The organism is Polystyrenella longa (assembly GCF_007750395.1).
GTDB classification, from domain to species: Bacteria; Planctomycetota; Planctomycetia; order Planctomycetales; family Planctomycetaceae; genus Polystyrenella; species Polystyrenella longa.
Genome location: NZ_CP036281.1, coordinates 2,903,779 through 2,928,511, shown reverse-complemented (window position 1 = coordinate 2,928,511; position 24,733 = coordinate 2,903,779). Strand labels below are relative to the sequence as shown.

Genomic DNA, 24,733 nt, shown 5'->3' with positions numbered 1-24,733 from the left:
ATTCTATTCCTGTACATCGATACCGGCAACGGGCGACTTCAGTCGCACGTACAAACTATCTTTTAGGACAGCCGCTTTTTTCCCACTCAACTGAGATAACATGCTTTTACCTGCGTCCAGATAACTGTGCTCATCATACAGGTCCTGAGGTACATCGACTCTACGATCCTCTCCTCCCCACAGACCATTCAAAGAAAGCAGGTACGATCCCTGCTGACTTCTGAGCCAACGGTAGAACTGATCGAACTCAATCATCCCGGTATAAAAACGACTGCTGCTTTTCACCTGATACGGAGGGTCGAGATAGAGCACATCTCCCGGTTGCGATTCTACACGCTGATAATCACGAACGTAGAAACGCACGTCATTTGTTCTCAACAAGCGTGACCATTCTGAAACCACAAGTTTCACTTTATCCGGCTTCATCCCATGTCTGCCATGGTGGAGATTGGCTGTGAAGCGACCTCTAAGGTTAAACCTCACCAACCCGTTTCTACAGGTCCTAAGCAGGAAATAGAACAGATAGGGGTCACCCGTCTTATTGAATTGAGCTCTGGCTTCCAGAAAGACTTGAGGACCATCGTTTCTCAATCGGTGCCAAATCTGGTCATAGAAATCGCTAATTGAGCGTGGGTCGTCTCTGACAATTTGCCAAATCTCTATCAGAGGTCGGCAAATGTCGCTGCACATTATTTGTTCACAATGGGCACCACTTCTAAGTAGCTCATACAGGACCGACCCTCCCCCCAGAAACGGTTCGTAATAAGTGCCTATTCTCCTCGGAAACCTGCTTACGATCTCTTTCGCCTGCCTCCTCTTGCCACCTGTCCACTTGATCAGACTGGGGAGATGATTACGAGGTTGATTCTGCTGGATCCATAAACCAGATACCGTCGTACCAAAAAACGTCGCCACCTTTTCTAGCTCATCTAGCGTCCGTCGATCTGGGCGAGCAAGCCCTCGATGACAGAGCCTCCGGAACCATTTGTAGTCCACCCCAATTTGTGCTGCCGCCTGCTTTTGAGAGAGCATCTCTCGGCGGAGCAACGTTCGGAGATTGTTGCGGAATAGCTTTTGATGGTGCTCATTCATGCACCCGATTTTAGCACAAAATCAAATTAAGGACACCTTCCAGCAAATCCAATTGGGAATTTTGCCCCTACTTAAAAATCGTCCTAACTCATTTGTGAAAAGCTATTTGGGACAGTTTTCGGCGTCACCTGATCTAACAACTGACACCTTCTCAAACACCGCTACCACTTTTATTGCCCCAACTTCTGAGTGGGCGTAACCCGAGTGCCTGTAGCGTTTTTGTGCGTACTCCCACCTCGACCAGAACTTGAGGGGACACCTTCTACACCTGTGAGAGATGAGCGTGAACAGACCTCACTCATAAACATGAAAACACCACTCTTTGCCACTTAAAACTGAACGATGACACCTCTCTACAGACATGTATGGCGATTTTGCCTCAACTCAGAAAACGCCCTAACTCATTTAAAACAAGTGCCTTAGGTTATTTTCACCTAGTTCCATCGGACTTTTCGACACCTGCTGACGAGGTGTCGTTAACCGTTTTTGCCTCAACTTAACATTTTGAATTTGAAGAACACATGGAACAGAAAAGTGATTGCTGCCTCGAATCGCAGATGAGCCACATCGAAATCTGACCTTATCGATCAACGTGTAATTCTGACAACCCTCGCACCTGTATGTAGCAGGTGTACTTTTGCTTCGCCCGTACGGGCACCTCTTTTTGGAGAAATTGTATGACGAATGTATCTGAACTCAAAAAACGTGAATCGATTATTACCGACGGCTCCACAGGCTTCTTTGCCATGTGTGCTGCATTCTCGGAAATTCAAGAACTAGAACTTTGGAAACCAAAGTACAAATCGTTTCCTAAGTACTGCCGGGATCGCTGGTCAATGGATGCCGGAACGGTCTCTCACTACATCAAAGCTGCGTCCGTGATTGTGGATTTGGATCACTTCGAAAGCAGGCCGACTAATGAAGGACAATGTAGGGTGCTCGGGAAGCTCTTGACGGAAGAGCGACGTGCTGTCTGGGAAAAGGTTTTGGAGTCCGATGAAAAGGCCACAGGGCGGCATATCAAAGAGATCGCAACTCGGATGGGTTTCATAGACCTGCCCAAACGAGAACCTGCTCCCCCTCAGGAAATGCCCTTTATTGAAGCGATGGTATATACAACTGAGGCTATTCGTTACTTGTCGAGCCGGATCAATTCTCTCGCTAGTGAAGAACATGAAAAAATCGGTAAATACGTTTTAGAGTGCCGTTCACTCCTCGACCAGATTGACCATCAGCTCTCCACTTTAGAGGTCGTCGCATAGTCGCAATATGTTTGTTTTTTATGAAAAGGACGGGGTAATCGCCCCGTCCTTTTTTTATGACTGGACAATTTTTCACTGCACCTTTTTCAGGAAAGTTATCGCCCATGGAATACCTCGAATTACCTCTGGATCAGATTATTCACACCGACTGTGTGGAGGGCATGAAAAGCCTGCCAGACGACTGCATCGATCTCATTGTCACCTCTCCACCCTACGGCAATCTGCGGACCTATGATGGCCCGCCCTATACGTCCGAACTTTTTCAGCAAGTCGCAAAGGAACTCACCCGTATCACTAAACACAGAGGTGTCATTTGCTGGGTTGTTCGGAACCAAATTGTGAAAGGGTCTGAAAATTGTCAGGCGGAGAGAGAGAAGTTGTTCTTCGTCAATGAGCTTTCTCTTAAGTCGCACCAGACCATCATTCTTGTTCCGGCAGGCTCTCCCCCTACGGACGTATCTCACAAACGGTACGCAAACAATTTCGATTACATTTACGTTTTCTGCAAAGGTGATTCACCCGAGTACGTCTACCTTCACAAGGACCGACGCAACACGAATGTAGGTGCCGCTACGAAGTCTCGCCAGCATAGAAACGCTAAGGGAGAGATAAAGAACTCAGGCTCACATGAGTATATAGTCAAAGAGTGGGGGTACCGCACAAACGTGTGGAACTTTGCCCTTGGATACGGGCGTACGACCAAAGATTACCACATTGTAAATCACCCCGCACTCATGCCCGAGAAACTCGCCGAAGATCTAATAACCAGCTTCAGCAAGACCGATCAGTTGGTTTTTGATCCGTTTGCGGGAGGCGGTACGACCTTGAAATTGGCGATGCTCAATCACCGCCGATATCTCGGTATGGAACGGGACGCTAAATACGTGGAAATGGCAAGAAAACGCCTCATTCATGCCGAAACGCATGATCGAGTTGAGCGAATCAATAGGTTTTTGAGCTCATTTAAGCCCTAACGAGAGTAACGCACTGAATTCGTTTTCCCCGAAAAGGACGGAGCGATTGCTTCGTCAGGTTTTTATGTCTGGACAATTTTTCACAACCCCGTTTTCAAGAAAGAAATTACTCATGGATCAACCCATTTTACCTCTCAATCGAATACTCCATACCGACTGCGTGCACGGTATGAAGCAGCTCCCCGACGACTGCATCGATCTCACGGTCACTTCTCCACCTTACGGCGATGTGAGGACGTACAACGGTCCACCATATAACTTTGACGTATTCAAGCAGGTCGCCGAGGAACTTACTCGGATTACTAAACAGGGAGGTGTCGTCTGCTGGATCGTACGCAATCAAATCGTCAAGGGGGCGGAAAACTGTCAGGCGGAGAGAGAGAAGTTGTTTTTCGTCTATGAGCTTTCGCTGACGCCATACCAATCCATTATTGGTGTCCCAACGGGATGCCCTCCAACGAATCCGAATCAGAAACGGTACGCAAACAATTTCGATTACATCTATGTTTTGTGCAAAGGTGATTCGCCAGAGAACGTTTACCTAAATCAGGACAAACGCAACAAGAAGGCAGGTGTAATCAAGGAGCCTCGTCAAATGCGAAAGCCCAATGGCGAAAAGAGGAAAGCATTCCCTCATGACCACATGATCAATGAGTGGGGATACAGGACCAATGTGTGGGACTACGCCATTGGGTATCGGGGCACAACCAAAGACTACCACCTTGTCGGCAGTCATCCTTCGTTAATGGCAGAGAAACTTGCCGAGGACCTAATAACAAGCTTCAGCAAGACCGATCAGGTAGTCTTTGATCCATTCTGCGGGAGTGGCACGACGCCGAAAATGGCCTTGCTTAACCATCGTCATTTCCTCGGCATGGAGCAGAACGCTGACTACGTGGCGATGGCTAAAGAACGCCTAATTCATGCCGACAGCCATGATCGTGTCGAACGTATCAATGCGTTTTTGAAGTCGCATGCAAGTACAACTTTTCTAACCCCCGAAGATGAAACGCAGGTTTGACTTTTTGTAAAAGTTTTTTCCGCCTTCAGCAATACCAAGCAGCCATCTTAGCAATATCGATGACTGTCGTAACGTCACCATCACAAACAACCAATTTCATCCCCATTTTTTAGGACAGGTCAATGTCAAATAAATCTCAAGTCATTCTCGACAAAATAATCAAGGAAGCCAGATCAGAGGATCCTAAAAACAAAGTGAGACAAATTATCGACAGATGGAAAAACCAAATTGTCACCTTAGGATCCCACGGTAAGTGGAATCTGGAAGGCTTCGTTATGATCTTCGCCTATATACAGGAGTTATCCCAAGAAGTTGACCCATCATTTCCCAAGAGACTCCCCCCACAATGTTTTGATCCAGTATCAATTGCAAAACGGTTTGATTTGAAGGAAGAGGAGTTTTCACACTTTCAATCGCCCTCGAATAATCGTGTCGCCGAAGTTCTTGAGGGTGTTCAGGAGAAACTACTCAACCTCACGTCTTTAATCGACAAGGCGTTGCCTGTTCTTGATGAACGTTGCAAAGTGGATCCATCAACACTTTCTGACACTCAGCTTGCACTTTATAAGGCCGCAGATGACACACCTCAATTTGGAAAACAGATATGCAAGAAGGCTGGTGTAAGTCACCATGGTACCAACCGAGGGCATTTAGCCCATTTGGTTGAGATCGGACTGCTCAATAAAACGAGGGGAGGATACGTTCGAGCGCCATCCAGACAAATGCCCTGACATTGTCTGGGTGACATCCCGTCCGTAGATGGTTATTAATTATCAATATTTTTCAGGGAGCTCAGATGAAAGATAACTCTTTTCGCAACGCAAGTCTGACAATTTGTAAACGCACGGCATGAACCAACTGGCGACCGAGAAGTCGCAGGAAAGAGCAGAGCGGGGCACCAGACTCCCTCTATGTGGCAAATAGATGGTCAGAATCCAACTTTTGTACTTTGCCCTCACACCTTCAGTTTCGCCTCAAAACACTTTGTCTCGACTTACCTTTATGCTTTGTACCTTACAGCGAAGGGAATATGGTCACATCTGACTGAGGACCGTGCGACCATAAATACAACTTTTGTATTGCGGTGTACCGACTCTGTCTTTTGACACTTTTTCAAAGTAAAAGTACGCAGTATCACTCCGATTTAAGCAGCTAAAATTAGCTGACCCTCGATGGGGCTGATTATTTCATCAACAAGGATGTATCTCAGCCGCTCATAATAGTCGAGCTCTACCATTTCAGGGACATTTCGCTGTTCAGGGGGGATGAAATCAATTGATTCCAGAAGAGAGTGGAATCGTGTTACACATAAGGATGTCCCTCCCCCCCCTCTAGAAGAAGAATCCCCTATTTCACAGCCTGTTTCCTGCTCTTGAGCCTCCAACAACTGCATAAGCACTTCGTCAAACTGCCATCTCATTGCACGACCTTTTCTGAGAACTTTCCCATCATCATCCCTTACACCCATGGCAAAGGTATTGTCCTGCCAAGAAATCAATCCCAACGAATCAAGATACCTGCGACATGCCGCATTTCGAGCCGTGTTGAATTCGATGGAAATATCTTGTTCTTCGTAAACAGCGTTCCAAGTCTGGCTCCATCTTAACCAAGGCAAACTACCGTCCGAATTCATATTCTCCGTAAAATATTTGCCGAGCATCAAGTAAACAGCGAGATACTCAGCAGATACTGTTGATCGGTTTTTTCCGTTTACCTTGAGCTTCTCCTTTCCAAGCAAGGCTTCTGCACATCTCAGATAATGTCCATTCAGCTTTGCAAGTTCTTCTTCAATGAAGAGCTTCCCAGAGATTGAACCACCCTTGGAGGTTTTCGTGACCGAAGACTTCGGAAGAGTAGATTTTTGCTCGACCACTGGTAACTTCAGTAGGTCGAGAGTTTCAACAATTGTCGTATCCTTGAGTTCATCGAATCGGTGACGTTCCCGAGGCAGCTTAATCAGACCGCCCGACTTGTAAGACAGCAATTGTCCTTTCTTTTCCCCCCATTTTCGAACTGGTAGCATCCCTTTTACCTCAACATCTCCAACGTCAAATCCTTTTTCCAAGAGCAGCTTACGTAGGTGAGCTTGTAGCCGCTTAAGTAGACCGTTGATGTACTCCGCACCGCCGCCACCTTTGTTCAAGACGACGTAACCGTGGACACCGTTTCCGTTGGTGCTTATTTCATAATACATATCGGGAAACACATTCTTTTTTAGCCATTTGGCGAAAGCCACGGCTCCCTCAAGGGTCCCCCGAAAGTCGCTCCCTTTGTGCTTACAATCTATGTCGATTCCGATGAGGGTCAGTGATGTCTTTGCCTCATCGTTTCCAGCAAAGTAACGAGTCTCAGTAGACTCGAAATGCTTGTCATAATGAGCATTTCGCATTGTTCGACAACGGAACTTGCCCTTATGAGAATTCATCACCTGCCGTTTTGTATTTGACGGACGAGGATGCGGGGCGGGTTCTTTCCCCTCGGCTTTTGCATCTTTGCATTTTCGACACGTGCCGTCGCACAATTCACCAATGCAATACGACGAAGTCCGATCCCGAAGCCATTTATAAATGGTTTCGTTTCTCTTACGACATTTTTTTACCTTAAAACCACATCCGCAAGAACAGGATGCTTTCCGTCCAATTTTTGTATTGTGGCTTTTCAGCAGTTTATCTTCTTCAGCGAGAGTGGCTGCGATGTATTTCAATTCTTCGTCGAACTGCCGCCGAGAATATTCTTCTTTTTTATTGTCTGCCTTGGATTTGACCGACGTATTTATCTTCTTATTACTTCTATATATATTGAGTTTTCGCATAACTTATAGTATGGCTCCTGTAACATTTATTACTGAAGCATTATACTATTATTTAAAATTTTCGCCAAGTCGGAGTTTTCTCTGCTGTATCGTCTGATGCAGCAGAGTTTTTTTTGTCTCTAAAACTGATTACCCGGAGTTTTTGTCAATAAAATCATCAAGAAACGGAACGTTTATATATATTTCCCAACCGGTGTTTTCATCCCTAAAATACTTATTGGAACTCCCGAATATACTCTTTACATCGTTTTTGGATTCAAAACAAGAGTGGAGGCAGGATCATGATATATGCATGCCATTTATATACATACAAACATTTGCTGGAACACCGCTGGAATATAACAATATGTACGACCTGCCCAGTATTTTATATTGACTGAACTGATCTTGACCAGTTCAGAGAATTCACATAATATTCCGCCTCAGATTACTACGAATTACGAAGACAGTTACCACACAAGCTACTGGAGCGCCATGCACCTCGGGACGAGGTCTCTTAAGGCGTCCTTCTGTACCTTCCCGAGTGAGGAAGGTCTCATCAATCGCAATACTGAAGTTGCGATGCTAGATATTAAAACACCTATTGCAGCCGGAACCGTGGCTGCGGTTGCGTCGACCATGCCCACTGTTGGAAGTAGCCGAGGACAGGGTGAGCTCTTGTTTTGCATTAGACATACTCCCGCATCCGAAAGGCAGCACATGAAGAATGAAACAACACTAAAGTCGAGGAGAAAGAAATGAAACTCAGAAACTTACTTGGAAAATGCCAATGGGCTTACAAGAGCTCACCAACGGACAGAATCTATCAACATGGTCTCGAAGATGACTGGGGTGACCCCGACTCGACCGTCGATCAACTTAGACAGGTTATGCCTAACTATGGGCAAACCATACCAGAGACTGCTTGTTTTGAATTACGACAATGGCAAAAAGTGGGTAGACGAATTCAAGAGGTCGTCGTCCACAGGATGAACTATCGCACGGGTGAAATCTTTGACAAACAGTGTGAGGTGATTTGATGTTGGAACAATGGCAAATCGAGTTTCTGGAATCGATTCCCGGATGGCGTGAGTTTTGTGCAGGAACCTTGAATAGCAGCGATGAAATACCACAGGAGGAAGCTGAGGATATAGCTGCTCAGAAATCACGACAAAAGAAACACAAACACGATTGGTCCAAAGTGGGTTTCTGAAATTCCTCAGAATTGGAGGCGATTAATGAGAGAGATAGAATTTGATTGGTGGCATCCGGGCAGGATTTGCCGCATTTATATCGGCGATGACATTTCGCTCCATGATCTATGGGTCGAAGAAGTCCAAGCGATGGTCGATCAGATGACTTTCGCAAACATGGAGGAGGGCTATCAATTGCCTCCAGTCAGAGACCATGTCTGGGAAGGGCGGCGGACGTGGTACGCTACCTCTCACCGTAACCAGCCGGGTGTGATCTTATCGGCGTTTATCGACGTTAAAGGAGAGGATGCAGAAGAATTGTCTTGGGACGTGTGTTATGGCGGTGTATGTGTGACTCTCAGTATGGAGGAAGGGGCTCTTCTCGTGCAAAAATGGGAAGAGTTCCTTCTGACTGATCCAACACTAAAGCCTGATGTCTGTTGGGCGGAAGAAGGGTTTTGACAAATTGTCAGAGTTGGTTTTTAACGCAGCCGAAACGACTACCATGTTCGGCACTGGAGACAACAGTCCAATTTGTGTACTCGGACAAATAGACGATTAATTGATTTGAATGACGGGTTACCCATAGAAGAGTTACTCGGTCTCACTTGCTTCACTGGGGCATGTATACTGCGAAGTAAATCCGACGTTCAGGTTTGTGACTCACGAAAAAGTCATAGCTGTGCCCGAAGACTCTCAATACTCATAGTCTTTTCAGGTCGGTGCAACATAGCGTGGCAGTTCGGACACACAGGTCGTAGATCCTTTATCGGATTGATTTCGTATTCTTCTCTGATGGTCGCAAGATCGGTGAGGTGGTGAACGTGAATGAACCCCTTACCTAGTTCGCCATAAGTCGCTTCGAAATCAAAATCACACACTGAGCAGCTTAGTCCGTGGTGCTCAATACATGCTTTTCTGGCGGCGACACTACGTTCGTATGAATTAACAGAGATTGTTCGGGTTGCTCCCTCGAAGAAACGTGCAGGCACCTGAACCTCATCGGGCGTCGAGAAGTTATAACCGATTCGGATTAGATGATCTTCCCAAAGTGTTTTCAGTGGATCTACTGATTCCTCAGGAATACTGCTACCAGACGCCTGAATATTAATCCATTTAACGCCAAGGTTGGCATCGTTCAGTTCATCAGCGGGCAATACATCTGATATTGGAAGTATATGGTCGAAATCAACATTCACCAGATTAGCTCTTCGCCCAGATCCATCCCAGTGATCACCTTCATAAACGGAAGACTTCGTTCGACCTGATGCGATAATCCCTCTTTCAGAAGATTGACGGAACAAATAGACCGAGTCTCCGATCTCGACTTTACGGCGAACGCCAGCACTCCATGATTTGTTTACGATCCGACCATCTTGACTTTCTATCACTTCAGTATCGAAATTCTTCCAATCCCAGCGTGTTGGATTCCATGTTAGTATGAAGGTACTCATGATTGTCGCCCAGACTCTAAAAACACTTCACGACGATGATGGGCAAGATATTTCATCTGCCCAGAAGTAAATCGACCAACATTGAGAGATTGTACGGCAGGGACGCCTAACTGAGACATGACCTGAGTATCGAGGACCGGGCTTACAAGTAAGTTGCCGTTATCATCGAAAGAAATGAAACCTCGATCAAAAAGCGAGTCGATGTTTGGACTCAGAAAGAGCCCGTTTTCACCGTCAAGCCGTTCCACATTCGTTGAGGAACGCCACGGCTTTATATGGCTTGCAATCAGAAAACGAGTATCGCAAACTCCAGAAATGCGACAAGCTTTTTCATATTCTTGCACATTCAAACGAAACAGTCCTTGTCCTCGTCGAGATTTTACAAGTTGCTGTTTTTCTGTGGACTCTATTTCTATTGATTGGTCAATCTGATCCTCAATTTGTCGTTCAAGCTCTTCATGAACGAGATCAGATCTGTCAAGTTGCGATATGTTGTCAGTGTCTACACGAGGATTACCTGCCCCCTCCAACAGTTGTTGAAGTAAGTCAGCGAGTTCCCGACTGATTGCAGCGAGATAAACAGATTGTAGACCATCACCATTCTGCTGGAGTGGCGAATATTTTCCGGGCAACAATGGTCGAATAACATCGATATGAGCCTTAGGAGTTATCGGTTCAGACATCTCTGTGTAAGCAACATCGACCCGCCAACCGACTTTTTCCCAATTTTGTCCGGCAGTACCAAATTCGTCGGGTTTCGGAGCCTCATAGCAGTAGGAGGAAGCTACACCTACCGCTGGAATCTTTCTACGACGAAAAGAGAAGACGAGATCACCGGGGGACACCTCACGCATATTCTCGTAGAACTGATTTCTGACACCATTCTTGTTCCTTTTTGGAGACCAAATGTAGCCACCATTCAGCTCGGCTTCGTATGTTTGATTCTGATTGACCCACCAATATCGCATGTTTTCACTCAGGTTGAAGTCAGCCTATTCTTAAAAAACCCGAAGCTCGGGCGATGGCTGTTTATACCCCATTCTTTCGGAATTAGTGTGAACTTCGGTGATCCACGCACAGCTACAATAATGACATGCTACTTGCTTTTCTGTCAACGAAGCTGGTAGTTTGATATCGACGAAGACACAAACCACTTCTACGCCATTTCACAAGGAGACCCTGATGCGAACTGCCATCGTTTTGGCCGTCCTAATCGCATGCAGCTTGCTGTTCGCTGAGCAAAAAAAGGTAATCGAGCAGCTTGAGGGCAAAGTCGTCGGAGTGACAGATGGAGACACAGTTCGTGTGTTGGTCAACCGTCAGACGATCAAGGTTCGACTCGAAGGGATCGACGCCCCTGAATCCGGTCAAAGCTTTGGGACAAAATCTAAGCAAGCTCTGTCGAAAATGATTTTCAACGAGAGGGTGATCGTAAAGAAAACAGGGGAGGATCAATACGAGAGAACACTCGGAATCATCTTCCTCAAGAATGCAAACATCAATGCTAAGATGGTCGAAGATGGCTGGGCATGGCATTACAAGAAGTACAACAGCGACCAGTCGTTATCCGAGGCGGAAATAGAAGCAAAAAAGGAACATAGGGGGTTATGGGAGGACGACAACCCAATCCCTCCGTGGGAGTTTCGAACTAGGAAACGGAAGGCTGAAAACCAACCCACAGCGCCTGACGCAGAATACTGGCTGAACACGTCTTCAAACGTTCGCCACAATCAAAGCTGTGAGTATTTCAAGAATACAAAAAGCGGCAGAGAATGCAGCCCGGATGATGGAAAGGCATGTGGAATTTGTGGGGGGTAGAGTCGGCTCCGCTCGTTATTTTCTGGCTTTATCCCTCTGAGCTGGCCCCATAATCATTCTCATTTTCTAATTCCCATTTAGAGCATCATTTGAGTAATAGATTACGACCCTACTTCTCTGCGTTGCGTTTTAATGATCCCCAGAACAATTCGAAGTGTCTTTGCAATTGACCTTAAGGTTTTGTTAGAACATCTTCGGAACTTCGCCTTCCTCTTGGTTTGTTGAACACGAGTATAATTATTTGCTATACTGAAAAGAATAAAACTCGAGAAATTCATCCGTAATTTAAACGGAGGTACACAATGTTGAACAGTCGTTGCCACAACCCCCATTCTAGAAAATCTGCCACTCGCCTAAACCCGTTCATTCTGCGTTTTGAAGAGATGATTCTCTACTCGCCAATGGCCCCCAATATCTCTAAAATAAAGGCAGGAACTAGGACAGTGACAGAAGTTAGCAAAGAAGAAAGTGACGCTGACAGGGCTAGTCATCGTTACTTCATATTCAATCGGAAAGGTTAAACGATGGCACTCGCTTTCATCGTACAGTTTCAGGAGGATTGCATTGCCGATGACTTATCCAGCCTTCTTGCCGGAACAATGACCAAAACGCAAGTTTTTACAGAACAGCCGGATTCTGATCCAAAGCACTCATCGTATTATGCGGTTAGGGCGGGCACTATGACCTCGACGAGAGTTGCCACAGAGCAGTGTGACAAGGATAGGCTTTCAGGAACTCTTGGATCTCCACGCACACTATTAACTGCCACAAAGACAACGACGGCAGTTCGAGCCGAAATAGCTGACGAAGATCCCGGACGTAAATATTACAAGGCTCTGCCTCGATGCTCTTGATTTTAACCAACAGTCAAGACGCTACGGCGGACTACCTTGTGCCTCTTCTAATTGACGCTGGCATACCGCTGAAACGGCTTGATACTGATACACTGCTAACCGACACCACAATCGCATACCGCAATGGGGAACCTCTCCTGTCGACTGGGCCGTACGAACTTTCTCCACTCGATGTCGTTAACATCTGGTATCGCCGGCCAGAACAGTTAAATAATGTGAAATTCTCCGACTCGCCCGAAGATCGTTTCGCTCTTGAAGAATGGGCAGAGGCCATCGAAGGTTTTCTTGCACATGTTCCCACGTGTCGGTGGATGAATCATCCATCTGCGAACGTCCAAGCATCTCACAAGCTAGAACAACTCACAACGGCAAGATCGCTCGGATTTTACATCCCCGACACTCTGGTGACTCAAGAATCCGCTGAAGCAAAAAAGTTCTTTGAGCAACACAAAGGTCAGGTTATCGTGAAACCAATGTCGGGCGGCTACATAGAGCGAGAGGGACATAATGACTCTTTGATCTATACATGTCGAGTCGAGAATCACCACCTCGAAGCATCAAGTGACCTTGTCAATTGTCCCACCTTATTCCAGCAGTTCCTTCGCAAAAGGAGCGATGTACGGATCACAATCGTTGACGCTGCGATTCATGCCGTTGAATTGTATGCCATGGATAGTACGGGTGCTCAGCGATGTGATATTCGCCGCAATAACATGTCTGACGTCGAATACACACAAATTGAATTACCCAAATCTGTAGCCTCGTCACTAAGGAACCTAGTCACCCATTACGGCTTGCGATTCGCCGCTATCGACATGGCCGTCGACTTCGATGGAAAATGGCACTTTTTGGAAGTTAACCCGAATGGGCAGTGGGCATGGCTCGATCTATCGGCGGGAACAACGATTTCGAATTCGTTCATAAGGTCGTTCTCCCATGAATGAGGTAGTACCGAAATGCGACAAGCCAAACTTAAAAATATTATCCAAACCATCCTAGACTGTTGTTATTTATTGCGAACTTGGTTGGTTAATTACCTAGCCTATTACTCGCTGCGATTGTATGGGTTGGAGAATGTAGCTCTAAATGACGTTCGCACAGGGAGGTACTCGACGCATAATTATTCTGATCGCAACTTGGATAATGCAAAAGAGCTCGACTTATTGTTATCCGCATCGAAAGAGTGCTTGGACAATGCAAAACATCGTCGAACTGCAATCACCGATAAGTGCAAAACGCTGATCACGATAAGTTCAGTATTAATGGGTCTCGTTGGGTTTCTAACGCCGAAAGCACTCGCTTTTGAACATACATGGATGAGACTGATTGGTTTTCTAGCTATACTCGCCCTGATGAACACTATTACACTGCTACTTGTGTTTTTCGGTGTGGGATGTGAGAGTGAAATATCGATTGAACAAGACGAAGTGGAACTCGACGCATCGAATCTCAAAAAAAGCATGATCAACGGGTATCTTCTATGTCAGACCGACATGGACAATCGAACTAACTATTTGGTAGACCTTTATAAATCCGCTCGATTCTTTGCTCTGTTCGCTTTTGCTGTATTTGTTGGACTATTCTCAGTCAGTATTCTGTCAACTTCTCCTAAAGAGGAGACTGAGCGAATTTTATTGAAACTTCGCAGTGATCCGGTACTTACCGAGATGCTACGTGGTCCTAGAGGTGAAAAGGGTAAGGAAGGACAGATTGGCCCGAAAGGTGAACGTGGTGGCGAGGGGCAAGTCGGACCTATGGGCGAACGTGGGGATGAGGCTGTCGTGGATGAAGACGCTATCGTGAAGCGAATACTGGAGTCGCTAGGGGCACAACAAGGAAATGCTGGGGTTCCTCAAAATTAGCAAACGCACCTTAAGCTAAGACGATTATGGGCTTCACACCAGTGCGTATTTCAATCCATATCAACTAACTTCTAGTTGCCCCGATGCGGTAAAATGCTCTCCATCAGATTCAAGCGTAGTAACGTATGATTGAAACCTGACAGCCGGTTACCAAGGCCAGAGAAGTGATTCGTGGGAGTCCGTTTAGTGTATTCGCAAATGTTTTGTCCTCAACTGTGACGATGCTTTGATAATTTGTCGTTTCGTTTTGTTAGATTACAAATGAAGTCATCGCAATCAAGTTGAAAATAGTGAGTTTTGAAACTTCCCAATAACCAGTGAAGGCATCAAAATGGCTGCAAGAAAGCGACTGTCGTTTGCGACCTGTAACCTCTTCAACACCAACGAACCCGGTCTACCAATGTACCGGAACACGATAGGCTGGACCGAAGAGCAGTATCTTAAGAAGGTCGAGTGGTTGGGACGTACGATCGCCACAGTCGATGCCGATGTGTGGGGCTTTCAAGAGTTGTGGCACCGCAAATCACTGGCTAACGTCTTCAAGAAGGCGAAATTGTCGTCACAATACACGCTCCTTGCACCAACATCGCACAAGGGCGGCAAGATCATCTGTGCCGGTGCCGTGCGGAAGGAGATGCTTGTCGGAGAACCAGAATGGATCGTGAACTTTCCAGACAAGTTCTTGTTGTTCGACAGTGGCGACGATCCACAAACGCCCGAAATCTCGGTGTCGCTCAAGAGTTTTTCAAGACCGGTGCTGCACTTCCGCATTAAGTCACACGACGACAGCAATGAAATCTCGGTGTTCGTGACACACCTGAAGTCGAAGATGCCCGCACAGGTTGATAGCGAAGACTGGTTCAAATCTGATAAACCTTTCTACAGCCGCCACCGAGAAGGCGTCGGGGCGGCACTCTCAACCATTCGTCGTACCGCAGAAGCATCCGCCTTGCGAATGTTGCTGACCGAAGCGATGAAAGGAAATGACAATCCGGTCGTCGTCCTCGGTGATCTGAACGACGACAAGCGGAGCAATACGCTCAATATCATCACCGGTCAGCCGAACTATCTACTCGGCGGGCTGACTCAAGGCGGTAGCGACGTTGATTTGTACTCGACTGGGACGCTACAGGAATATCGCAGTGAGCGGGACGTTTATTACACCCACGTGCATCAGAACAGCAGGGAGTCGCTCGATCACATTTTGGTGTCCCAAGAGTTTTACGACAACTCACGGAAGCGAATCTGGGCTTTCGTGGGCTCGGAAATCATGAACGATCATTTGAACCGGGAAGACCATAAGGAAAGCGGTACGACCGACCACGGTATAGTTAAGGCCACGTTCGAATTCCGACCGGCGAGGATGTAAAATAAATAGATCGGGGTTGCAAACAAGGTACTTTGCTCACGCTGCCTTCCGTTTAACTTATTTCGGCTCTCCATGTCTATTGTCTGGTTGTAAACCGGTTAGTCCGATAGCCTACCCCTTCTTCCTGAACTCCTCGATGAGATCGGTCCCATTTCTGCAACCGATTCATGATGGAGCAGACCTCATACTACAAAAAGGTAGCGTTCGGCTTAAGCAAGCCCCAAATTGGACATCACTATCAGTTACTTCCAGCCAAGACTTCATCAATTTCAACTAGATACCGGTATGGATACCCCGAAGCATAGCCAGTCAAGTTGTCTATCCATCTTGCCAATGAGGTCCCCTCAAGTTCTACTTCAAGCTGTGCAGCTCTGTCGGCATGCTTTTTGAGATGTGTATTTACTACTGTGCTATTGAACTGGGGAATTCCCACGAAAGATGTATGTGGAAATGCTTCTCTGACTGAGTCCCGAACAGCCTTCTTCTTGAGGATACTATTCGGCATCAGAACCACTGAAGGTTGTAGCTGACCAACGTCTGCCATGACGTAAGGAATAGAATGAGTGAGCTTAATCGTGTCCCCAGCATAGTCTTTGTTGACCTTCCCCGAAATTGAGTATTTGCAGAAATTCGCAACAGCAATTGATTCCAGTAGATCCACAGGCTCATCGATCATTTCTCCATGTTGTCGCCATATGAAGTACGAGGCAGCAACAATCAAGCTGCCGTTATCGAAGGGTGCCATATGAACGTGTCGAAAGAAGTTTCTGTTTGAATCACATTCAAAAGCAGTTCGATGGCGATTAAGAATTCTGTCATCGTTGAAATAATCAGGAAGTGTTTCAGGTTCTCGTTCGTACTGAGCCAAGTTTTCGGCACTAGCATAAACAATGACTCCATTCCATCTACCATAGTTCTTTCCTATAAACGGGATGCTCGCATGGGAGGGATAAGCCCAGTCTGGCGGATCAGTTCCTACTTCTGCATAGGCTTCAAGCAAATTATGGACGTGGGACATGCTTTTTCTTTCCATGAAGTTCAATCACCGATACTGATTCATTGTGCCTATTACCCCGAAAGTCCAAGCGTCTATGCAAGCAAATCCAGTGCATCTGAATAGTTGGAGTAGTTGTGACGTAATTAGCGTAAATCAGTCGTGATCCTGTTCCGGTTCAGACCATACCTGAGCACTGCCGTCATTACTTAGCAGTACGTGAATCGTATTGGGGTGACAGCAGACCGGACAATCTTCGACATAGGTCTGATTCACGCCTTCAGTGACATCAAGAGGAATGATTATCGTTTCCCCACACGAGTCGCAGACATAACTGGCGTCGTTTTGAGACGTTTCATGCAGGGAGATCATCTCTTCGCCCGAAACCAACAAATCACATGCCCAAAGAAGAACAGACAATGATTCTTCATCAGTCAGAGAGTGGTCGTTCCCCACGGCAATGAGAGTTTCTGGTGGTAGACCACTGTTGGCGAAAAGTTCCTTGGAGTCGGTGAAGGGCACCACATCGTCAAATCGTGAATGCAGGATCACCGAGTTTGACTTTAGTTTGGTGTTTAGTCCCCATTTCTTCCAATCGGGATAGAGCAGGGTGAGTGGCGTCTCTCCAGAATCAAGCTCCATGGCGATAGTGCCGCCAAAGTGCTGTCCTATTACGACATTAGGTCGATAACGGTCATAATCTTGTTGGGCGATGTTTATCGCAAGATCTACATCAGCATCGTTGAGAGGACGTCTAAGGACCTCGTGACCGGCAGCGATTAAGCACGTCGAGATGACGTCCACATTGTCGTTTTTTTCTTCGTGAAGAAATAGGATTTTCACCGGAACACCATCAGGGTCTCATTACAAGATGTTTTACCATTGTTTTGTAGCATCGGCGTTCTCGAAGTGGAAGTGGACTCGCTCACCATCGTCGTCAGCAGCTTGCGTTACGTCATCCAAGACATAGCAAAAACAGAAGCTTTTGCAGGAACATTTTCAGATACCCCAAAACTCGCTGGGGCATAAAAACCGGCAACTAGTAGGTGAACATACCTAACACTTCACTTTTTCTTTCGTCGCCGACTCGCTTTATTCTTTGCCTTTCTCTCAGACTTGCGTCGCCGTTTTGGGTCTGTGAGATTACGGATGCGATTCTCGTAGTGATCAACTGTCCTCTTGCTCCTCTCCTCCCACTCCTTTTCCTCTTTTTTAAGTTTTGAATCTAACGCCTCCTTACGCTCCAACGCTTGCTTGAGTTCCCTTCGGAGTTGAGTCTTCTCGCTAGCCTGCTCTCGCCAATACATTTGCGAAACAAACAGCGGCTTTGCCATGTCTGACACAGACTCGAAATCGCTATCCAATTCTTCGACGGTTCTACTCGCTTCGCCTTCCACAGCAGTAATGAAAGAAGACTTCTCTCTTTGATAGGACAATCTGCTGGTGCTAATTAGTGGCTCGAAATACGAGCGAAATGCATCTTCATCGATGAGTGAGATGCCTAGTTTAGAGTACTCAATCGCCATCGCTTCAACTATGGAGGCGTCATCGTTATTGCTGGGGGACAGAAGCGACAGATGACGGAAGAGTACTTCAGGCGTCCATGTTATAATGCCATATTCATTTCCGTACATCTGATCGAGAAGCCGACTTGTACTAACAAAATACGCAGGGGCAAGACCTTCAGATTCATTGGATTTAGTCCGTCTTTCCTCTACGAGTAGACACAGCACCTCAGCTTCAATTAAAGCCTGCTTTTCACCACCTCTACCTGTGCCTCTCCGGATACGTTCCTCCTCGATATTCTGTGCGACCTCGGAAATGGACAATTCGGCATCGTCGGATGTATCTTCCTCTATGCTCACGATCTTCACACCAACTTCTTTGACCCGTTCCACAGCTTTTTCAAGAGTGTCGATTTTCAGGTACTGACGATACTCTTTGAATCTACGAAGTGTTAGCTTTCTCGAAAGCCCAACAAACCCTTCAATGTACGGGTTTTGTCGATACTTCGCTCCGTTAAACTCTTGAAGTATGAACTCCATTTCCTCTTCGGCACTCAGGTCTTCGCACATACAACTTGCCCAATGAAGACCCTTGAGAGCTTCCTCCACCAACGCTTTGGTTGTTGTGAGAGTTATTCCAAGTTGCTTGGATTTGCTACAGATGTCTTGAGATAATGTGCTAAGCGGCGACCCGACCGCAAAAAGGTAAATCAGTACGTTTGAATCAAGAAGCCAACTAGATTTACGAAGCAAGTCTGTTCGGGGTTGTGAAGCAAACTGTGCCGCACCAAAGATGTGTACTGCAAAGAACCCCTGAGAAAGGCGTGCCAAGTATGACCGCTGAGATTCCGTGGGTTTGGTAAACAGATCGATCACAAACTCGACAACAGTTTGGCGGGCCTCAAAAGACTCGATCCAACTGACGGAACGAGTGATGGCCTCAAACAACTCGGCCATGTCGACTGGTTCAAAAGCCTGATTGCGGAAAACGAACGAAGCTGCGGCTACTCCTCGTCTTCGAAAGACTTCTGCAATCGAGGTAAGGAGCGAATTTCTGGCTCGACCGATGTCTTCATTCGAAAAACCATCTGCGGTCAGATGTGCAATTAGTGATTGGGAGACCTGCTCATCTTGCAGCTTCGCTTGAGTCTTTATGGTGCCTAATTCCGTTTTTCCATTGTCAGTCAGCTTCCATGACACTTCGTCGAGCATAATGAAGCCAATCTCAGACAAAGATTCAAGTGTTTCTGAAAGTCCTGACGCTGTAGAAGGTAACGACCGAAGCGTATGTGGAATCAGTTTCTCACAAATATCTTCTTTGCAACAACCTGTGGGGGCGAGATCCAATATGCGTAAGACCTGAGGGCGAATCAGACGCCGCAGAATAGTATTGTCGGTTGAACTGTCATATAGAGAATTTGAGAAGAGCAGAGAACTTGCAAGGTCTATTTCGGCTTCAGTAAGTGGATCAAGAGGTAATTGTGCGGTCTGGAGGCGAGGGATGACAAACCAATCTATCGCCTTTAAAAGAGTCTGTAATTCTTTATGATTGTTACGTCCGTTGTAGCTGATGATGTGTATGTTGTATTTGCTCAAGTATTCATCAATATCCTCTCTTTGGACGTCTGCTGCAATCATGAAGATTGTTCTCTTTGCAGGAGCAATTTGCTTGGCGGACTCTAATACAGTTTGTATGTCCGGGTCTCGCATACTATGGCCGACAATAAGAATTGGGAATGTTCGAAACAGCGAGATCAATGTCTCCTGAAAATATCGGTGCGAGTCTTCAACTTTGAACCGCTGATAATCATCATCTGTTAGAACTACAGAATCGCCTTCAGCGAGTGTTCCATGTAAGTGGACAATTTGTTTTTTCGTACCAACGGACAGTTGAGTCAATTCGGGTTTCGAGTTAGATAGCGTCGAAAAGAACTCTGTTTCGAATTCGAGATGGCGAGAAATCTCCGAATCCCAATTGGTCGTAAGGTAGAACTTGAAAGGCCACGAAGCCAAGCAAGTATAAGCCTCTCCTTTTAGTGACGAACCCCTGAGCGACGATGTATGCTCTGTGAGTCGCTTGTGTATGTGTTTTAGGATAGTGCTGCGGCCAAGCAACGCCTCTGCGTATTTGAATAATTTGGGGTAATCTTCCTTTTCAATAAGACGGCGGAAGAGGTCTTCGTTGAATTTGTCTTTCGAAGTTTCCTTGGCGAGAGCGACTGACTCTTCGGCGAGCGTCTTCCACGACGGAAATCTCAATTCGTTGGAGGGACCGGAGCCAATGACTGCGATGCACTGACCTGAATTCAAGGCAGCTATGAGTTCTTTGGGAATTTGTCGCATGGTATTATCCTTGAAATCTAAAGCATCGATGGATGACTGCCATCACACAACCTCCACCCAGCCAACCAGCCGGGCGTCATACCCTCGGTTTTCGGCAAGGAAGCCTCGGTGGATTAGCTCTCGGTGGATCATTGGCTCTAGCAACTCGGTCAGGAGGTCGATCTGCGGTTCACTGTTTGAGGATGCTGGCGAAAATTGGAAAAGTCGGTCGACTTGCTTCTCCCATGACGGGATACGCTGGCCTTCGCCATTAACAGCCAGCGAGAGCATTTGGTTTCGAGTTTCGCTACGTTCACCCTGCGTCGTCACGTGCCAGATGGATAGAACGCCGGTGCGTCCATCATCGGAACGGACTCGAATGCCGATCTGCTCATCGGGCAAGCTACGGAACCGCTGCATGTACTGAACTACGTTTGGATGATCGAGTCCGAGAAGGTCGATGTTCTCCGCCTCAATGGAGGAATCTCGATCGGTAGTGAACCGAAGTGGGTCGCCGTTGTCAGGCGTTGTCACTACGAACACTCCGTTGGCTTCAGGGCGGAATGCCTTGCCCTCGTCTTCGGCTGCTGTGCGGACGAAGCGGACGATCTCGTCCATCCCTTCACTAGTGTCTGAGAACGGTTGGTAGTCATTAAGTGAAAAGCCGTCAAGGTCTTGGAACAATTCATAGACGACGTTTCTCGCTTCAGAAGCATTCGAAAGAGCCTGTTCGAGTTCAAGACGAGTTCGCTTCAGTTCAGGATCAGAGACTGCTTGTGCATACAGGCTCTCGTAACTGAGTCGCTCTGATAGCTGACCAAGAATCTGCGACCGCAGGTCTTCAGCGACTTCGCCGTGTTCATCGACTTTGCCCAATGCCTTGGCGATCTCTTTCAGCTTGTCATCGAGCAGAAGGAAAATTTTGCCCTCGATGGTGTCTGACAACACAAGGTTGTAGACCTGTGCAGTGTGCTTCTGACCGTAGCGATGGATGCGGCCAATTCGCTGTTCCAAGTCCATTGGGTTCCAAGGAAGGTCGAAGTTGAACAGCACACGAGCGTGTTGCAGGTTGATCCCCTCACGACCGGCGGCGGTGCAGATCATCACTCTGGGACCGTTGGGTTGCTTGAAACGCTTTTCAGCGGAGAGTTTGGTTCCATGATCGCCACCTTTCAGGACAACGACGCCCTGACCGGGATAAGCTCGTTCAATCTCTTCGCCAAGCATTTCGACACTGCCGAGATACGTGGCGAAGATGACTACCCGCTCCGACGAATCCTGTTGCCAGAGCGTGCCAAGGGCGTTGATGAGATTCTTGACCTTGGTCTCTGTTTCAGGTGGGAACTTCGTCAATAGGTCTCGAATGCGTTGCCGTTCTTCGGGCAGAGCAAGTTCCACGGCGATGATCGCCGAATCCTCAGATGCAGTGGTCTCCGTTTCCGATGAGTATTCACTCGAAAGCATCGCCAGATCGTCGTCATCCATCTTCTTGACGATTCGACGCTTGAGATCAGCCAGCACACGTTCGGCTTCAATTTGTCCCAGCCGGTCTTCAGTCAGGTGGAACTCACGCTGGATCAACTGACGAGCCTCAGCGAAAGCCGCATCACGAGCGTCGATGTCGAGCTTGCTGTCGTGCATCAATCCTTCTTGCACGGTCAGGGCAATCAACCGACGACGCAGCGTGCGGTGGACGGCGGCGAAGCTCGAAGCAGCGATCTTCTGGAAGATCGTCATCACGAAGCCGAGTGCCCGACCTTTATTCCCCTGCTGCTTGGCGAGCGCAAAGCCGTCCATCAGGTAGACGTGGAGATCGTTGTAGAATTCTCGCTCAACCTCCGACATCACGAACGATTCGGTGTGAACCCAGCGTCGAGCGAACAACGTCGAACCGTCTGGTCGGCAGGCGTCCGCCTTGGTGCGACGGAAGATGATTGAGTTCAGTCGATGCCGGTTCTCAATCATGTCGTCAGGGGAAGTAAACAATGTCGGATCGAGAAGCTGCATCAGCATGTAGAACCGATAGTGATCGCCTTGGTGTGGCGTGGCAGAGAGCAGAATCAAGTCACGGCAGTGGCTCCTGAGTGATTCAGCCAACCGGTAGTTGTCGGTCTTCTTCAGCTTGCCGCCAGACTTACTCGCCGTAAGATGCTGTGCCTCATCAAAAATCACCAAGTCCCACAGCGGAGCGTCCATCAGCCGTTTGACTCGTGGCTTACGTTTGAGCGTATCGACGCTGGCGATTAAACGGTCATGCTTCACGAAGGCGTTCGACTTTCGGTCGGTCACATCTCCCTGACTACCGAAAACCTCGAAGTCGAGATTAAAGACTTCGTTCAACTCCCGGTGCCAGTTGTTGACCAGCCCCGCAGGAACCACCATCAATGCTCGATTGAGTTCGCCCCGACTGGCAAGCTCCCTCAGGATTAACGCTGATTCAATCGTCTTTCCCAACCCGACTTCATCAGCGATCAGGTAGCGGCGTGGCGATGCCGTAGCGATCCTGTGCGTCAGCACGACCTGATGAGGCAAGAGATCAATTTTGGCGGAAGTGAGTGCTGCTGCACTTTCAATAAGTGGCAAGGCATGAGCTTGGTAGGCCAGCCATGCTCGTCGATTGCGACGTTCGCCGGAACCAACGTTGCGGACGACCTGCTCAGACCGACCGAGAATCGGCGTGATCGAGACAACGGGAACCTGACGCTCGCCGCCGCCGAAAAATGCTCTCACGAATCCGTTGGTCGCAGCAGCAACGACAACCCCTTCACCGAATTCGGCGTGACGGATACGTTGTCCGGGAATAATCGTAAGTTCTTCAGTCACTTATTGCCTTGCCATTGTGTTATTGTCATTATCTTCATCTTCCTTTTGCATCATTCTGCGCCATGCGAACGCTATATCTTCATTTTCACCCATCAGGATATTTGTAGCCCTCTCAAGGGCTCTCTGATACTGCTTCTTATTGCCAATAAACTCAGCCACTTCTAATGCAAAAAACGGATTGTAAGCATAAAAATCTGCCGAACTGACAAGATACTTCCGTAAAGACAACTTGTTGCCATACCGCACGCCAGTAATGCGATCAGCGTATGCAATCCGAAAGTCATCACCAATCTGAACACGTTCAACACTGTTGTCAGTCATGCCATGAACGAAATACATCGGAAGAATATCGAAATAGCTCCGCTCTTTCGCTATCTCCCAAATGATGAAGAATCGCTTTTCGGCGTGCTTACGAAATGGCTTCTCCTTCATCCAGATATGATCGATCGGGTACAATCGATTAAATTTCTCTATTTTTCCGTCACAGTTTCCATCTTGTAGAGAAAGGTGTCCCTGAACTTCGAAAACTGGAATCAGAAAAGTCGGGAAACGGAGTGTTCCAGTCGGGTGAACGAATCCAACGAGCATTCCAGTAGTTTCATCTGCCATCAGATCATCCCTCCAATTTGGAGCCACTTCTCATAGAGAACCCGAATGGTTGCACTGTAGCTGGAAGGAGCCATTCCTTTTGTTGTGCTATAGGTGATCGGATACGCCCCCCATTCAGTAACAATTTTATGGCGTAATTCACCATCCTCCATCAAACTCAACGGAAGCACGACTGCCCAGAGACGATCCCGCAGTTTAATGTTTTCTCGATACTGAATTTCGATTGCTGACCTGCGATCATCATGTTCTGTCTCTCCCTCGATTGTAACAAGTTCATAGTATTGTCGTGCTGATTCTGCATCGGGCGGGATGAACACCTCTCTTCGAGGGTTGCCAAAAAAATACTCACCATTTGTTTCGAAGAAGCGGTTTGTGAATTTGCGGATCGCTTCAAATGAAAGATCAAGCTCAAAGTTGTCTACATCAGAGGAATTGACAGGGGGATCAAATCGGTCGGACTTTGCAGCCCCTGAATCGAACGGATAGATTCTGGCTGGTGGTGCGGGTAAACGATTGCCTTTAAGGATGAAGCAGACAGGGCAAAACGGAATGGTTGTATTTGGCATCGTCCCAATCCGAGATCGGTATGAAGGACGACCATAGAAAAAATACAGCAGTGGTTCATCAAACACATTGCAGTGTTGAGGAGTTAATTCATCGTTCTCAGCAATGCTTCTCATGTTAGATGACAAAGTGCTATGCACGAATGGAAGCTCGTCGTGCATAGCTGTGTGGTCCTTCATGAAGTCCGAGAGGCTTTCCATTGAGGTATCATCTGCGTTCATGATCA

Annotated in this window: 20 protein-coding genes; 10 read left to right on the top strand and 10 right to left on the bottom strand. The window is 47.2% G+C overall.

The annotated features are described in order from the left end of the window. Positions 1 to 3: 3 nt before the first annotated feature. The gene (locus Pla110_RS10830; protein ID WP_231742988.1) at positions 4 to 1,032 is read right to left on the bottom strand and encodes a DNA adenine methylase; all 1,029 of its coding nucleotides are present in this window, start codon (positions 1,030 to 1,032) and stop codon (positions 4 to 6) included. Positions 1,033 to 1,769: 737 nt separating this feature from the next. On the opposite strand from Pla110_RS10830, the gene Pla110_RS10825 reads away from it, so the two are divergent. The 4 genes from Pla110_RS10825 (at position 1,770) to Pla110_RS10810 (ending at position 5,080) form a co-directional block, all read left to right on the top strand. Then, positions 1,770 to 2,354: a hypothetical protein gene (locus Pla110_RS10825; RefSeq protein WP_144995784.1), complete on the top strand. Its 585-nt coding sequence runs from the start codon at positions 1,770 to 1,772 to the stop codon at positions 2,352 to 2,354. A 104-nt stretch (positions 2,355 to 2,458) separates the two neighbouring features. Continuing rightward, positions 2,459 to 3,328, top strand: a complete 870-nt coding sequence (locus Pla110_RS10820) for a DNA-methyltransferase (protein WP_197440658.1) — start codon at positions 2,459 to 2,461, stop codon at positions 3,326 to 3,328. Positions 3,329 to 3,440: 112 nt separating this feature from the next. Then, entirely contained in the window at positions 3,441 to 4,349 is a 909-nt protein-coding gene (locus tag Pla110_RS10815) for a DNA-methyltransferase (RefSeq protein WP_197440657.1), read from the top strand. 122 nt (positions 4,350 to 4,471) lie between these two features. Continuing rightward, positions 4,472 to 5,080 carry a hypothetical protein gene (locus Pla110_RS10810; RefSeq protein WP_144995781.1) on the top strand — a complete coding sequence of 203 codons (609 nt, stop codon included), beginning with the start codon at positions 4,472 to 4,474 and terminating at the stop codon, positions 5,078 to 5,080. A gap of 413 nt (positions 5,081 to 5,493) precedes the next feature. Here the strand turns inward: Pla110_RS10810 and Pla110_RS10805 are convergent, their stop codons facing one another. Next, a complete protein-coding gene (locus tag Pla110_RS10805) occupies positions 5,494 to 7,161 on the bottom strand; it encodes a hypothetical protein (protein WP_144995780.1) in 1,668 nt (555 codons plus the stop codon). A gap of 737 nt (positions 7,162 to 7,898) precedes the next feature. Between Pla110_RS10805 and Pla110_RS10800 the strand changes: the two genes are divergently transcribed. After that, complete coding sequence (locus Pla110_RS10800) at positions 7,899 to 8,180, top strand: hypothetical protein (protein WP_144995779.1); 282 nt, start codon at positions 7,899 to 7,901, stop codon at positions 8,178 to 8,180. Positions 8,181 to 8,378: 198 nt separating this feature from the next. Continuing rightward, positions 8,379 to 8,795, top strand: coding sequence for a hypothetical protein (locus Pla110_RS10795; protein ID WP_144995778.1), 417 nt, complete (start codon positions 8,379 to 8,381; stop codon positions 8,793 to 8,795). Positions 8,796 to 9,007: 212 nt separating this feature from the next. On the opposite strand, the gene Pla110_RS10790 is transcribed toward Pla110_RS10795, so the two are convergent. Together Pla110_RS10790 and Pla110_RS10785 are read right to left on the bottom strand one after the other, a co-directional pair. After that, positions 9,008 to 9,787 carry an HNH endonuclease gene (locus tag Pla110_RS10790; RefSeq protein ID WP_144995777.1) on the bottom strand — a complete coding sequence of 260 codons (780 nt, stop codon included), beginning with the start codon at positions 9,785 to 9,787 and terminating at the stop codon, positions 9,008 to 9,010. Beyond that, positions 9,784 to 10,641: an HNH endonuclease gene (locus Pla110_RS10785; protein WP_390620498.1), complete on the bottom strand. Its 858-nt coding sequence runs from the start codon at positions 10,639 to 10,641 to the stop codon at positions 9,784 to 9,786. Before Pla110_RS10785 ends, Pla110_RS10790 begins: the two co-directional genes overlap by 4 nt. A gap of 328 nt (positions 10,642 to 10,969) precedes the next feature. Here Pla110_RS10785 and Pla110_RS10780 point away from each other — a divergent pair, with 328 nt between their 5' ends. The 4 genes from Pla110_RS10780 to Pla110_RS10765 all read left to right on the top strand — a co-directional run bounded on the left by Pla110_RS10780 (position 10,970) and on the right by Pla110_RS10765 (position 15,690). Then, positions 10,970 to 11,605: a thermonuclease family protein gene (locus Pla110_RS10780; protein ID WP_144995775.1), complete on the top strand. Its 636-nt coding sequence runs from the start codon at positions 10,970 to 10,972 to the stop codon at positions 11,603 to 11,605. An 844-nt stretch (positions 11,606 to 12,449) separates the two neighbouring features. Continuing rightward, positions 12,450 to 13,403: an ATP-grasp domain-containing protein gene (locus Pla110_RS10775; RefSeq protein ID WP_144995774.1), complete on the top strand. Its 954-nt coding sequence runs from the start codon at positions 12,450 to 12,452 to the stop codon at positions 13,401 to 13,403. Between the two features lie 12 nt (positions 13,404 to 13,415). Next, positions 13,416 to 14,321 (top strand): collagen-like protein, encoded by a 906-nt coding sequence (locus Pla110_RS10770; RefSeq protein WP_144995773.1) that lies wholly within the window; start codon positions 13,416 to 13,418, stop codon positions 14,319 to 14,321. Between the two features lie 331 nt (positions 14,322 to 14,652). Continuing rightward, complete coding sequence (locus Pla110_RS10765) at positions 14,653 to 15,690, top strand: endonuclease/exonuclease/phosphatase family protein (protein WP_144995772.1); 1,038 nt, start codon at positions 14,653 to 14,655, stop codon at positions 15,688 to 15,690. A gap of 238 nt (positions 15,691 to 15,928) precedes the next feature. Here Pla110_RS10765 and Pla110_RS10760 read toward each other — a convergent pair whose 3' ends face one another. The 6 genes from Pla110_RS10760 to Pla110_RS10735 all read right to left on the bottom strand — a co-directional run bounded on the left by Pla110_RS10760 (position 15,929) and on the right by Pla110_RS10735 (position 24,728). Further along, positions 15,929 to 16,723 (bottom strand): hypothetical protein, encoded by a 795-nt coding sequence (locus tag Pla110_RS10760; protein ID WP_144995771.1) that lies wholly within the window; start codon positions 16,721 to 16,723, stop codon positions 15,929 to 15,931. A gap of 117 nt (positions 16,724 to 16,840) precedes the next feature. Beyond that, the gene (locus Pla110_RS22865) at positions 16,841 to 17,527 is read right to left on the bottom strand and encodes a CPXCG motif-containing cysteine-rich protein (protein ID WP_231742975.1); all 687 of its coding nucleotides are present in this window, start codon (positions 17,525 to 17,527) and stop codon (positions 16,841 to 16,843) included. A 221-nt stretch (positions 17,528 to 17,748) separates the two neighbouring features. Then, positions 17,749 to 20,532: an SIR2 family NAD-dependent protein deacylase gene (locus Pla110_RS10750; RefSeq protein ID WP_144995770.1), complete on the bottom strand. Its 2,784-nt coding sequence runs from the start codon at positions 20,530 to 20,532 to the stop codon at positions 17,749 to 17,751. 42 nt (positions 20,533 to 20,574) lie between these two features. Next, on the bottom strand, positions 20,575 to 23,334 hold the full coding sequence (locus Pla110_RS10745) for a DEAD/DEAH box helicase (protein ID WP_144995769.1): 2,760 nt from the start codon (positions 23,332 to 23,334) through the stop codon (positions 20,575 to 20,577). After that, positions 23,335 to 23,943, bottom strand: coding sequence for a hypothetical protein (locus tag Pla110_RS10740; RefSeq protein WP_144995768.1), 609 nt, complete (start codon positions 23,941 to 23,943; stop codon positions 23,335 to 23,337). Next, a complete protein-coding gene (locus tag Pla110_RS10735) occupies positions 23,943 to 24,728 on the bottom strand; it encodes a hypothetical protein (RefSeq protein WP_144995767.1) in 786 nt (261 codons plus the stop codon). The genes Pla110_RS10740 and Pla110_RS10735 overlap by 1 nt, the downstream gene beginning before the upstream one ends. Positions 24,729 to 24,733 lie beyond the last annotated feature (5 nt).